This is a genomic window from Bacillus sp. FSL K6-6038 (genome assembly GCF_038050455.1).
In the GTDB taxonomy this organism is placed as follows: Bacteria; Bacillota; Bacilli; order Bacillales; family Bacillaceae_G; genus Bacillus_A; species Bacillus_A pseudomycoides.
Window position 1 is genome coordinate 4,813,598 of sequence record NZ_JBBOUH010000001.1, and the last position, 13,645, is coordinate 4,827,242.

General features: G+C 36.5%; 13 protein-coding genes, 1 pseudogene and 1 other annotated feature. Of the genes and pseudogenes, 4 read left to right on the plus strand and 10 right to left on the minus strand.

Annotation, left to right across the window (positions count from 1 at the left end):
* The first annotated feature begins 48 nt into the window (after positions 1-48).
* Together NSQ40_RS25495 and NSQ40_RS25500 are read left to right on the plus strand one after the other, a co-directional pair.
* Positions 49-1,721: pseudogene (locus tag NSQ40_RS25495) on the plus strand (IS200/IS605 family accessory protein TnpB-related protein).
* 323 nt (positions 1,722-2,044) lie between these two features.
* Positions 2,045-2,803, plus strand: a complete 759-nt coding sequence (locus NSQ40_RS25500; protein ID WP_098159428.1) for a TrmB family transcriptional regulator — start codon at positions 2,045-2,047, stop codon at positions 2,801-2,803.
* A gap of 23 nt (positions 2,804-2,826) precedes the next feature.
* Here the strand turns inward: NSQ40_RS25500 and NSQ40_RS25505 are convergent, their stop codons facing one another.
* The 6 genes from NSQ40_RS25505 to NSQ40_RS25530 form a co-directional block, all read right to left on the minus strand.
* The gene (locus tag NSQ40_RS25505; protein ID WP_003209008.1) at positions 2,827-2,997 is read right to left on the minus strand and encodes a hypothetical protein; all 171 of its coding nucleotides are present in this window, start codon (positions 2,995-2,997) and stop codon (positions 2,827-2,829) included.
* Positions 2,998-3,076: 79 nt separating this feature from the next.
* The gene (locus tag NSQ40_RS25510) at positions 3,077-4,249 is read right to left on the minus strand and encodes an MFS transporter (protein ID WP_026008503.1); all 1,173 of its coding nucleotides are present in this window, start codon (positions 4,247-4,249) and stop codon (positions 3,077-3,079) included.
* A gap of 163 nt (positions 4,250-4,412) precedes the next feature.
* Entirely contained in the window at positions 4,413-5,726 is a 1,314-nt protein-coding gene (locus NSQ40_RS25515; RefSeq protein WP_003209004.1) for an APC family permease, read from the minus strand.
* A gap of 65 nt (positions 5,727-5,791) precedes the next feature.
* Positions 5,792-6,027 (minus strand) — a binding site (T-box leader).
* Positions 6,028-6,416: 389 nt separating this feature from the next.
* Positions 6,417-7,223, minus strand: a complete 807-nt coding sequence (locus NSQ40_RS25520) for a hypothetical protein (protein WP_098159429.1) — start codon at positions 7,221-7,223, stop codon at positions 6,417-6,419.
* A gap of 156 nt (positions 7,224-7,379) precedes the next feature.
* Entirely contained in the window at positions 7,380-8,162 is a 783-nt protein-coding gene (locus NSQ40_RS25525) for a membrane protein insertase YidC (protein WP_003209000.1), read from the minus strand.
* 28 nt (positions 8,163-8,190) lie between these two features.
* Positions 8,191-8,475, minus strand: coding sequence for a hypothetical protein (locus NSQ40_RS25530; RefSeq protein WP_003201798.1), 285 nt, complete (start codon positions 8,473-8,475; stop codon positions 8,191-8,193).
* A 276-nt stretch (positions 8,476-8,751) separates the two neighbouring features.
* On the opposite strand from NSQ40_RS25530, the gene NSQ40_RS25535 reads away from it, so the two are divergent.
* Entirely contained in the window at positions 8,752-9,645 is an 894-nt protein-coding gene (locus NSQ40_RS25535) for a YitT family protein (protein WP_033796533.1), read from the plus strand.
* A gap of 367 nt (positions 9,646-10,012) precedes the next feature.
* Positions 10,013-10,399: a DUF3938 domain-containing protein gene (locus NSQ40_RS25540; protein WP_258248346.1), complete on the plus strand. Its 387-nt coding sequence runs from the start codon at positions 10,013-10,015 to the stop codon at positions 10,397-10,399.
* A gap of 157 nt (positions 10,400-10,556) precedes the next feature.
* On the opposite strand, the gene NSQ40_RS25545 is transcribed toward NSQ40_RS25540, so the two are convergent.
* From NSQ40_RS25545 to NSQ40_RS25560, 4 genes are all read right to left on the minus strand, one after another.
* Positions 10,557-11,663, minus strand: coding sequence for a M50 family metallopeptidase (locus NSQ40_RS25545; protein WP_080740799.1), 1,107 nt, complete (start codon positions 11,661-11,663; stop codon positions 10,557-10,559).
* On the minus strand, positions 11,663-12,376 hold the full coding sequence (locus NSQ40_RS25550) for a DUF3169 family protein (RefSeq protein WP_018765051.1): 714 nt from the start codon (positions 12,374-12,376) through the stop codon (positions 11,663-11,665). Before NSQ40_RS25550 ends, NSQ40_RS25545 begins: the two co-directional genes overlap by 1 nt.
* A complete protein-coding gene (locus tag NSQ40_RS25555) occupies positions 12,366-12,587 on the minus strand; it encodes a helix-turn-helix transcriptional regulator (protein ID WP_003201788.1) in 222 nt (73 codons plus the stop codon). Before NSQ40_RS25555 ends, NSQ40_RS25550 begins: the two co-directional genes overlap by 11 nt.
* A 201-nt stretch (positions 12,588-12,788) precedes the next feature.
* Entirely contained in the window at positions 12,789-13,403 is a 615-nt protein-coding gene (locus NSQ40_RS25560) for a DedA family protein (RefSeq protein ID WP_003201786.1), read from the minus strand.
* Positions 13,404-13,645 lie beyond the last annotated feature (242 nt).

Consider the following 13,645-nt stretch of genomic DNA (forward strand, 5'->3'; position numbering starts at 1 on the left):
TTGTTTCGGTGTATAATGATCTTATCAAATAAAACGAGGTGAGAACAGGTGAAGAAAGCGTATTTTTCGAAACGGATCTATAAGATAGATTTACCGCATGAAATGGTAGATGCACTGACAGAGACAATCGAAACATTTAATCAGGTGAACGCTTTGCGTTTCAAACGATCGTCCGAGAAAAACGTTGGAACCGTAAGAGGCATACAGACAGTCTTCATCTGGTTCTCAAGCGGAACTATCAATTAAATGATTACTATGCAAACAGTGCGGTACAAGAAGCAAAGGCGTTGTTTACAGGTTTAATGGAGTTACAAAAAACATATGAGAAACAAACACAAGAGAAAATCAAGAAACTCAAGAAAAAGTTGAAACAAGAACGGACAAAACTGACAAACTTTCGTAAAATCAAACAAAGTTGTGTGAAAGGAAAGTTAACGTTTCCGAAAAACACCCGCTTTGCGAAGCACAACAATATTATCTTTTTGTCTCGTAAAGAAGACACATTGATTTGGCTGAATGAATATCTGTTTGAGCACCAGTACTTAGATGTTCAAATCAAAAGAATCCAGGCGAAAATCGGCCTTTTAACCCACAGACAATTCCGTTTAACACAGAAACTTGCATCATATAAAACGCATATTCCAAGCGCAGTATTTGGAAGTAAAAAACTGTTTCGCTCTCAATTTACCATCGATGGGTTTGTACGTAACCATGACAAATGGAAAATATTATTTTCTCGTGCTCGAAATAAACAACTTATTCTATCTGGTCGTAAAGATGCCAAACATGGAAATTTTGTGTTTCATTATGTGCTTGCGAAGCAGGAATTATGGATGACGACAAGTACAGGGAAACCGATTATGTTTCCAGTTGTTACATTCCCATATGGACAAAAAATTATTGAGAAAATCATTACAACCCAATTACAGTGTAAGAATAAGAAAAAACATGGCAAACCGATTGCGTGGTCTGTGGAAGACTATGGGGCGTATTATATTGTGAAATGCTTAGTCGATGTACCGGAAAATCCCCACATAAATTATAGTAAATCGGATGGTGTAATTGGTGTGGATTGCAATCTCGAGCATTTTGCTTGGGTAAATGTAACGAAGGATGGGAATTACAAAGGAAGTGGTTCCCTTCGCTTTTCTATCATGGGTAAATCTACCGGACAAATCACAAAGATAATCGAAGCGGAAGCCGTTCGCTTAGTGGACTTAGCCGGGCGGTATAACAAGCCGATCGTAATAGAGAAGTTAGATACGACTCAATCGAAAACAGGGGATCGATACGGAAATAAGCGGGTGAATCGAATGAAAAGTATGTTCGCTTACGAGAAGATGACAAGTGCGCTCCTCAGTCGCGCGGATAAAAGGGGCGTGGCTGTCTTTCAAGTCAATCCCGCTTACACTTCGATTGCAGGAAAGATGAAATATATGCGGAAATTCGGTATCTCTATTCATCAATCTGCGGCTTTTACGATCGGTCGCCGGGGGTTAGGATATAAAGAAAAAGTGCCCCAGGTACTGCATTCTTATATTCCAAAGAAAGACGCACATCACTGGAGTCCTTGGCATCAACTAAATAATCGATTGGATATTCGCACGCATCATTTCTATCAGCTATACGATGTGGATTTGCCGAAAGAAGCATTACAAACCGAACGATTACACTTATTTGAAAATGAAAAGAAAAAACTAGCAAAACTATTTGCATCATAAAAAAGAACGCCTTGTCCCAGTCTCTTACGCTTATTACCAGAGCAGATAACAAGTCTAGGAACTGGATGCATGACAAGGTGTTCTACTCTCGATATAAGAAGAAGGTAGCTGTACCTGTTTTGTTTTCCTTTCCTTGGAAGATAGAATGGGTTGTCTTACATAAGGACACTACTGAACTTCTATATCGTTGTATCCTCTTTGTTGAACGAGGGGAACTGTTTTTGCTAGGGCAGAAACAGGAGAATCCTCCACCTCAAGCTCGTGTAGAGGTAGATGGGAGTAGTTCAATCTTAGTATAGAATCTAACTTGTTCGGAGGGCATTATGTTACAAAAATTCGGTTTCTCACAATACGAAAGCCAGGCATATGAAGTCGTAGTTTCAAGCGTTGAACCACTAGATGCAACAACGATTGTAAAACATTCGGGTGTTCCAAAAGCAAAAATATATGAAGTATTAGCGCGCCTCATCGATAAAGGAATGGTTATGGATTCCGTCTCAGAAAAGAAAAAGCTATATACCGCCCTGCCACTGGATCTTGCCATTCAAAAATTAACGACAGAATTTCAATCGAATATTAAAGAACTTCAAACAAATATTTCAAAACGATCCTTTACAGATGACCGCGTTTGGAGCTTAAAAATGCAGTCTTCTATTCAAGTACAAAGTAAGCAGTTAGTAGAAGAAGCGAAACAATCTATCCGTATTTCCGCTTGGAATGATACCTTTTTAGAATATCTTCCCTTACTTGAGAAACAAGCAAAGCAAGGCATTGATATTGAAGCACTTGTAGTTGGAGATGTGAAAACAGAACTGTCAAATGTTCATTTTCTCATTCCAACTGAAGAACCTAACGCATTAGAACGTTACTTACTTCTTATTGTTGATGATCGTGAAATTTTATTTGCTGGGGTAGAGCAAGAATCGTGGCAAGCGATGAAAACAATGTCTCCGCCATTCGTAAAATTCTTTACGGAGTTCTTCTATCATGATGTTGCACTTGCAAAAATTACACAGAAACATCACGATCTCTTTATGAATGATGAGGAAATACGCAGCATTTTAATAAAGTTACGATATTAAAAATAGCAAAGGAGCTCTCTTTGCTATTTTTCATTTTGCTTTTTTATTTCAGTTAATAACTCAATAATCTTCTCATTTTGCTGAACCTGTTTCTCAGAATTATGGTAGAGGAAGCGAATCCATCGTAGTACAAAAGCAATCAGAAAAACTGGTAACACCATCGCAAAAAAGCCAATCGCCGATTCCAAATCCATATACCATCACTCCTCTCCCTGTACTCTTCTATATCATAATGGTAAATCCTTCAATTCACTTCAAACAAAAAAGAATCTATCAAACGATAGATTCCTTCTTTGCCACATGAGTAGATTGCCCTCTCGTAATCGAGAAGACCGCGCAAAGCAGTGCTAAAATCACAAAGCCTCCGCCTACCCATGCATTATATATAACCGACGATTGTTCAATAACAGCTCCGCCTACCGTTGAACCAAGTGCAATTCCTAAATGAAGCGCTGAGTTGTTTAAGCTTTGCTGAATACCAGCTGATTCCGGTGCAATTTCAATTAAATAATTTTGCTGCGCTGGTGAAATTGCCCAGCTTAACATACTCCAAAGCCCCATCATGATAATAAATAGCGGAAATGAAAATGTCATCATCGGTAAGATAAAGATGGCACATGCAAAGATGATAATAATGGAGATAATACTTTTCTTCGAGCCCCACTTATCTGCAAGCCAACCACCAAATCCGCCGCCGATTACTGCTGCAATGCCGAAAATAAAGTAAAATACGCTAATCCAGTTTGCTTCCACATGCATCACATCTTTTAAAAAGGGTGTTAAATATGCGTACAGTGTTAAATGTCCTGTTAAAAATAAGAATGATGTTAACTGCGCACTAACGATCTTTTTATCTTTCAAAGTAGCAACTTGTTCTCTTATCGACAATACAGCTACTGGTGGAACTTTTGTTAAGAATAAAGAAATACTCGCAATTGCTATAACCGTTAATACTGAAATTAAAACAAATGGAGCACGCCATCCGTATGCATTCCCAAGGACAAGACCGAGTGGTACACCAAGTACAAGCGACCCGCTAATCCCCATAAAAATAATTCCGATTGCACGCGCACGAAAATGCGGTGCCACCACACTAGAAGCTAACGTTACTGACAATGCGATAATCAACGACCCACTTGCTGCACAAATGACCCTTGAGAACATGAGCATCCCGTAATTCAAACTAAATGCTGAAATGATATTACCAATTAAAAAAATAGATAATGCCCTGATATATAATGTTTTACGCTCAATTTTCCCTGTCATCGCTAATAAAATTGGCCCTGAAAGAGCAAATACAACAGAGAATATTGTAATTAATTGCCCAGCTACACTAATAGATACGCCTAAATCATTTGCTACTAAATCCAGCGTACCCCCAATAATTAATTCAACCGTCCCGACTACGAATGCCGCAATAGCTAAAATATATACACGAAAATTCAAGTTTTTCCCCACACTTTCTCTCGTTCACTTTTGGTTACTACAATCATAGTAACCAAAATGACATTTGCAATCAAGTGTAAATTCTCCTGCACACACCCGGAAATTTTTTACAAACAAAAGAGCAGACATATCATATGCCCGCTCTTTTCACTATCCCTATTCTTTAAGACTGCGTTTCTTTTTTCTTATTTAAATACCAATAAACCGGAAGACCTGTAAATACCATTCCAATCGATAAGAAACAGCTTTTCCAATCATTAATAATCGCACTTCCAATTACGAATAGTGATCCTAAAATCGCCACGATTGGTACGATCGGGAATAGTGGTACACTGTATGCACGTTCTTTCCCTTCATTACGTTTTCGTAAAATAAAGACGCCGATAAATGTCATCACATAGAAAATATAAATAATAAATACGGAAATCTCGGAAAGCTTATTTGGATCACTCATAATCATTAAAATAATCCCTAATATAATTTCAAAAGTAATCGCATTTGCTGGTGTTTTAAATTTTTCATGTGCCTTTGCAATAAACTTAGAAAATGGAAGTTGTCCACGTTCCGCCATTGACATTGGAATACGCGGGAATGTTAAAATCTTTCCGTTTAAGCATCCAAAAATAGAAATGATAATACCGATACTAATGATTTTCCCGCCATATTCTCCAAGCAACATACTTGCTGCTGTCGCTGTCGCATTTTCACCAAGATCCACGATTTTCGCAGCTGGTAATACTTTCAGTAGAGCTAAGTTAATTAATACGTAAGCAACTGTTACAATTAAAATCCCCACTGTCATTGCCTTTGGTAATAACTTTGTTGGATTCTTCATTTCACCGCCAATAGAAGCAAGTAAAATCCAGCCATCGTAAGCAAATAACGTTGCTAAAATTGCCATTCCAATACTTTGGTTTTCTGATAATGGTACAACTACATTAAAGATATCGCTATTCCCTTTCCAAAAACCTAACACAACAATTAATACAATTGGAATCATCTTTCCGAATGTCGTAATTGTTTGGACAATCCCCCCATACTTCGTTCCCATACTATTAACAACACCAAGGAACACAACTGTTCCAATTGCAATTGGTAAATTCCATACTTTATCTAAATAGAAAAAGTTAATCATTAAAGAGCTAAAATATAAACCTAATGTTCCAATAATAGCTGGGCCGTATACAATTGTTTGCATCCAGCCGGATAAATATCCCCAAAAGCTCCCATAAATCTCCTCTAAATACGTGTACAATCCACCATTTTTCGGAATTTGCGCTCCAATTTCAGCTACAGTTAAACCGCTAGCTAGCGTTAACAAGCCACCTACTACCCAAGCGAGAATTGCCATATTCGAACTCCCCGAGTAATCTAATACGCTTCCTGGCTTCATAAATACACCAGACCCAATAATAGTCCCCACAACGATAGATAGTGCTACAGTTAAACCAATTTTGTTTTTCTCATCATGATGCATGCTGCGTATCCTCCTTCCAATTCTAGTGTGATGCAAAAATAAAATAAAAAAACACTCCTCCCTAAAAAAGGGACGAGTGTTGTATTCGTGGTTCCACCCTTGTTTCATCAGTAAAATAACATACTTCACCAATTCCTCAAGTCTAGATAACGGTGTTTGCCGGCAAGCAATTACTGATTGTTCGTTCACTGCTGCAGTTCAGAGGTGGTAATCTATTTTTCCGTATTAGGAAGCTCACAGCCAAAGACTTCCCTCTCTGAGAATCGTAAAAAATCGATCGTGTCCTCATCATCACTTCTTGATGTCGAATTTTGTAGTTAATGTTCATTATATTGAATTTTTCAAAAAAATCAATAGTGTTTATATATATATCATATGAACAATTTTTTTCTTAAAATTTTCTACAAGCTTCATAAACGCTCATTTCATAATTATTTTAACACTTTTTTAATCCTAATATAATAATCCCCATCTATCTTCCTCGTATGGTGCCCTACTGCCCAATGCCGAATAAATTCTTTCTGGTATAGAAATCATTTGCATAATGAAAAAGGCCAAACTTCTCCAGTGGGAGAAGTTTGGCCTCAAATAGATCCTATACACAGTCTCTTTCATTTCACCATCCGAAAGACCGTTCTATTAAAAGTCTTCGTATCTTCTGTATTTTAATCAATTATTCGCTTGCTCCCATTAATCCTTGATTGGAGATTTAACGTTAAGCTCCGCTAATTGCTCTTTTGTCTTTTTCATGATAGCTTTCGCTTTTTCCTTTGTCGCATCATCAAGGTTTGCAAACATTTCTTCTCGTTTCCCTTTTTCAGGAAGCTTCACACCTAGTTCTGCCAATTTCTCTTTTGCTTGTTCATGAGTTAATGTTCCTGCTTTTTTCTGCTCTATAATCGCTTTCGCTTTTTCTTTCGTCGCCTCATCAAGGTTAGCGAACATTTCTCCTCGTTTCCCTTTTTCAGGAAGTTTCACACCTAGTTCTGCTAATTGCTCTTTTGCTTGTTCATGAGTTAATGTTCCTGCTTTTTCTTTCTTCATGATCGCTTTCGCTTTTTCTTTCACCTGATCATCCAGGTTAGCAAACATCTCTTCTCGTTTCCCTTTTTCAGGAAGCTTCACACCTAGCTCAGCCAATTTCTCTTTTACTTGTTCATGTGTTAATGTACCAGACTTTTTCTGCTCCATGATTGCTTTTACCTTTTCTTTTGCCTGATCATCCAGGTTAGCAAACATTTCTCCTCGTTTCCCTTTTTCAGGAAGTTTCACACCTAGTTCTGCTAATTGCTTTTTCGCTTCCTGCATGATCGTTTCCACTTTTTGTTTCGTTGCTTCATCCAAGTTTTGATACGAAGTCCCTTTCTTAGTTTGTTCTGTAGCTTGTGTAGAATTGTCTGTGCTAGCTGCAGCAAAAGCAGGGATACCTGTCCCTCCCATAATTCCTAGTGATAAAGCTCCTGCAGCTACTACATACCCAATTGTTTTCTTCTTCATATGAAAATTCCTCCTTCATTTCATATCAAATAACTTTCTAAAACTTGTACACCTTCGTATACAATTCACATAGTAAATTGGTTTTCTTAATTTTTCCTTAACCATTAGATAAACTTCAACAAATCAATAAAAGCCGCTCAATTGAGCGGCTTTCTTCTATGCATTTTGTAATTGTCCTTCTTCACGATCCATTACTTTTCTAAGCACAATTGTTTGTAGCATTGTAAATATGTTACCTGTAATCCAGTACAATACAAGTCCTGATGGCGCCGCAAATCCCATAAATAAAATCATTGCTGGCATCATGAACTGTTGCACTTTCAGCATTTGAACTTGCTCTCCAGGTGTCACATTTGACTGCATAACCTTCATTTGAATAAATGTTGCTAGCGCTGCAAGAATCGGTAAAATATGATACGGATCTGCATGTCCTAAGTTTACCCATAAAAATGAAGATGTACGAATCTCTTCAGTCCTGCTAATCGCATAATACAATGCTGAAAAAATCGGCATTTGTATTAGAAGTGGCAAGCAACCAGCCAAAGGATTCCACCCGCCTGTTTTCATTAGTTCTGACATTTCTTTTTGATATTGTTTTTGTTTTTCAATATCTTTGCTTACATCACCATGTTTTTCTTTCAACTTTTGCATCTGTGGCTGCATTTTTTTCATTTTCATTTGACTACGATATTGCGAAACAGCTAATGGGATCATTGCTGAGCGAACCAAAAGCGTAATAATAATAATCGCAATCCCAAAGCTTCCACCAGGTACATGATGAGCAACAAATTGAAGCATAAGCGAGATTGGATAAACAAAATAGTGATCCCAAACCCCCGTACTATGTGCATCAATTGGTGCCGTACTGCTACAACCAGATAAAACAAAAACAAGTAATAATGATAAACTAACGAGCACAGCTCGGTATGATTTTAACATGCTTATTCCTCCAATGTTTCGTAATTAGTTAGCGAAACATTGGTGTATACGGACCGACCTCGTCACTCTCTCCGCTCGATTCTTGTCTGCGAACCGAACGAACCATTCCATATTTATAGAAGATAGAGAAAAGCGGGATATTCCCTATACGCTCTTCACACGTATCAACTATCGCGAAAGCTTTTTGTCTACCGCTTGATGTTTGTTGGCGTACAAAGCGAGAAACATTAGCGAGAAAAAAGACTTCTAATAAACAAAGCGCTGTCGTTACAAAAGTTATATATAGAATTGCATCTTGCAATAAAAATTCCATTGCTTCACATCCTTAATGAGCTCATTGTAGCACATTCAACAAACATTCTCTATTTCCTTTTATTTTCAAAAAATGAATTTTGCATATTCTCTCACAAAAACAATATAGAAAATCATTGTATTCGCTTTCTTTAGTATATTCACACATATAACTGAATAGGCTTGATTTGTTAGAAATTTATAAAATTTTCGTATTATAATAAAACTATTGCCAGTTTTTGAAAAAAGCATTATTCTCTTCTTGTAATCAAAAATGAATATGGAGATGAAACATACTATGGGTCAATTAGGAGACGCCGATTACGTTCCCGACACCGCCTTTTTATCCTTCCCAGCAGCTAGAACATTTCATTTAGAATTTGTAATACAGTTGATTGTTATTTTTGTAGCTTCCATTTTGTATGCTATTTCAATGAATATGTTTTTTATCCCGCATAATATGATTAGCGGTGGTTTCGCTGGAGTTGGGATGATTATCGGTTATTTAATGCATTATAATATCGGTGCACTTATCTTTTTACTAAATATCCCTCTTCTCATTTTAAGTCACTTTTACTTAGGAAAGAAGACAACCTTTTTAACAGCGTATTTCGTGGCTGTATCATCACTTGCCATGAACATTATCCCAGTACATCAAGTATCAGATGATATTTTACTTTCTTCTGTATTTGGTGGGGTCATCTGTGGTGCAGCCTCAGGGATTATATTCCGATTTGCTTCTTCAACAGGTGGTTTTGATGTTGTTGGATTGATTGTAGCGAAATATAAAGACATTTCGATTGGTGCTATTATTTTTGGCTTCAACTTAATCTTACTTGTTGTCGCTGGCTTTATTTTCGGATGGGATATTACACTGTACACATTAATTAGTCGTTTTGTTGTCAGCAAAGTAATTGATGCCGTACATACAAAACACATTAAATTAACGATAATGACAATTACAGAAAAAGGCGAGGAAATTAAAAGCGCACTACTGCATCACGGCATACGTGGTGTAACGATGGTAGACGCTGTCGGCGGCTATACCAACCATAAGAAAAAAATGATTTACACTGTCGTAACCCGTTACGAATTAGGAGAAATAAAGCGTATCATTCGTCATGTAGACAATCATGCGTTTATGAATATTACAGAAACCGTTGAAATCGTTGGACGTTTCAAACGTATATAAGAAGGCGCAAGGAATTCGAATTCCTTGCGCTTTTATTTTTACACTCATTTTAAAATCAGATAATTCTATTATTATTATTAAACTAAATATGTTATAATACAATAAGACTCACAAAAAAGAATGTATAGACTTGGGAGTTTCTCTTACTTGTATAAGCAAAAAGAAACGAGAAGTCGGGTATATCTCAAGTGCAAGTTTACGTAATAACGAATCATTTTCGCATCATACAAGAAACGGTTCAAAGTGACCAATTATCTTAATTATTCTTCATTACTCTAAAAAAGATACGTACAACTAAAATTTACTTCTATTACTATACCTACCTTTTTGACTTCCAAATCATCTTATTACATAAGGAGATGAACATATGAATCACCATATACGGTACATGGTAGCTGTCCTGTTTGCTCTTATCGGTGGCATGATTTGCTTCTGGACAAACATTCAGCTTGGAGAACATATCATTTTTAATGGAATCGAATCACTTGTAAGCGCTTCAATATTAGGCGGATACATTTTCTTCCTCTTTAATCCAGAAGAAAATGCTCAAAAAACAATGTTATTAACAATGATCGGAATCGTTGGAGGATGTATTTCCTTCTCAATGACGAATTACACATTACCATTACAATTAAGCTCAGCTTTCTTCCACGGTCTTTGGACTTGGTTTATCGCATTTTGCTTAGCAGATGTGTTTAACCTATTACAAGACCCTGAAGAAGAAAATGGTCGAGGGATCGAGAGCAACTCTTAATACAAAAGAGGCTGGAAGATGAATCTTCCAGCCTCTTTTTGCAATATATCGACCGGTCCACAAAATACGACACGCCTTGATCCTCACCATTCACTATATCAAGCTATATAAAATTATATATAGAAAAGAGGATATCTTACTCAGTGTAAGATATCCTCTAGATTACGAGTTTCTTTTGCAAAAGCTGGAACCATTCTCGTTCTAATTGTAAATAACCGACTCCACTCTTTTCAGCATTCTTTAACTCACTTTCTGCCTTCTTCATATATGTATGAAAGGATTCCGCATCCTTCTCTAAATATTTTAAGATTGCATGTGTACGGTAATACCCATGCGGGTCCAATTTTGTTATAGCCTTCGCGTGCTGCTTCATATCTTGTAAAGAAATATCGTCCATATCATATAGCACTTTATATAACAAATACCAGCTATGAAAACCACCAACAAAATATTTATTTTCTTTTGTAACAGGTATTTGTAAAACCTGTTCTAGGCAAACGATCCCTGTTTCCATTCCTTCTCTATCACATCGCGAATAAAACGTGAGCATAAGATCACTCAGTACTTCTCTTACCTCTTCATCGTCCTTTATTTTTTCTTCACTTATTTCTACTAACTTTTCGTCCCAATCTTTTGGCCGCTTGAAGCTCCACAACTCGCTAGATACTTGAATACTATGTAAATGCTGCTGCGCCTTTTCATCACCTTTAATTAAGATTAAAAATTGTTTGCCATCACTAAGCATAATTCCCTTCATTGGAATCACTGTAGCTAAAAAGATTGCTAAATGTAATACAGAAAAATATAAAAGAAATTGGTAGTAGCTCACCATGTATACATAACCAGCTAACAAACCGCACACCAAACTTGTTATCGGTCCACCTAGCGTCATCCATGCCCATTTCTTTGAAAGATTTGGTGTATGTATAGACGGAGGTAACAACATAGCTACGCCTCCAAAATACAACCACAATTTATTTTCTCTTATCCGTATTTTCTCTCCCTCTTTTTGGATAGTAATAGGGCCTGCTACCATAAATTTAAACTTCAAACCATTTAGCAAACCAAAAATAACATGCCCAAGTTCATGAATTGCAAGAACAAGTACTCCAATAAGCAGTACTCCCCATATTTCCATAAATCCTTGCATTTTTTCTGGTCTGATCCATCCATATATAACTGAACAAACAAAAGCAATAACTATAGAAAAAACTGGCCTTTTCAAAATATCCACCTTGTTTCTCCCCTCAGTAATCTTTAACATTAATAAATCATTTTCTTATGCATTTCATACATGTATTTCCCAATATGCAATACCCATACAAATGAAATCATACCAATAAAGAAGAAACCTTCTCCCGTCCAAAGTGTATAAATAATCGCAGCCAACCATACGCATACAAGAACAATATTTGTAGATTGATAAGCTCGATACCCTGCTTCATGAACGATGTGAGTTTGTCCTTCATCTGCATTTTTTGCCCACATCTCAAGTGATTGTGAATATGTTACGCTCTGTTCTGGATACAGTGCGTTGTATCGATTTTTCATAATAACGCCTAATAAGATAACGACAATGATTCCTACTGAAGATGCAATTACATTTCCAACTTCAAATAATGACATTGTATTTGTTATATAAGAGTGATAGCAAGATATGTATGCATAAACTCCCCAAGACGGTATAATGATTTCACTTGCACGTAAATAAATTAATTGTGCTCCTAACCGTCTACCTAGAATGCTTTCCTCTTCATCACGTAATTTATTTAAGAAACGTGTCGTTTTCCAAATTCGATACATAATCCCTACGGCAAATAAAATAAGCGCAATGATTACTAAATAACTAGGCGCAGGTACTATTCTTCGTCCTGGTACAAAAGCATCCGCTAATATAAAACCAACACCAAAACCACCCATCATAGCCATTAAAATCTTCAAAATCGTAAACAAATTCCCTTTCTTTTTACTTCTCATCGTCCTTTTCCCCCTCTACTAATGTAAATATCTCCTCCACCGGTACTCCAAAAACATGCGCAATCTTCAGCGACAAAACAATTGAAGGCGCATAATCTCCGCGCTCAATTAAGCTAATCGTCTGCCGCGATGAATCAATTACTTTCCCTAAATCACCCTGTGACATTCGATGCTTTGCTCGAAATTCTCTCACTCGATTTTGAAGCTTCATATTCGACCTCTTTTTCGTTTATTTAATTAAAATTGTAAATAATATCCTCATAGTTGTCAATTATCATTGTCATTTTGACATTAATGTATGTCAAAATGACTCTATAAAACAAACTTTCACATGAAACTTAAAAGGAAAATAAAAAAGGCAGTGCCTATCAGCACTACCTCTTCCAATTTCCGACATAGAATGGATTCCATATTAATTTGCACTTTGTACAAATACGCGTTTTAATTGTTTGCGGAAACGAACTCCTAACGTAATTGCTACAATAACAATCACTCCAAAGATAATTTTCCCAATGTGTTGTCCAAGTACTCCAAATATATCATGTAAGTTTCCACCTAACCAATAGCCACCGATTAAGAAAAAAGATACCCAGAATAGAGCACCAGAGTAAATCGTTATAGCAAAGCGACGGAATGGTAAATTAATAATGCCTGCAAAGTATCCAGTAAAATGGCGTACACCTGGAATAAAGAATCCGATAAAAATAAGGAAGTATCCATATTTATCAAACCACATTCTCGTTAAATCAATTTTTCTTTGCGTTAAAAACACATACTTCCCATACTTCTGTACGAACGGCATACCAAGTTTATTACCTAAAAAGTACTGAATTGTCATCCCAACACTCGTTCCAATACATGATAAGATAATTAAAAGTGGTAATTGTAAATCCCCTTGATGCGCCAAAAAACCCGCGTATGCTAGTGTTGGCTCTCCCGGAAACGGAAGCGCAATATACTCTAACAGCAACCCTACAAGTACTACATAGTAACCGTATTGCTGAAATAATTCATGAATCCATTCCATGTCGATCTCTCCTTTTCTCTCTTATCTACAGCATCTATCACGTTCAAACTGTTACTATTATTGTATAAAAAAATTGTCGAAATAACTATCACAATAGCTTACATTTAGATTACATTTTTGTAAGGGAAATACTAAAATACCCCATATTCATGCAAATTCTCCTAATATCTATTATATATTTTCAATTTTTTTCATTTCTCCTTTATTATATACAAAAAAATTGCCTTTTTCTCTCATTTTCG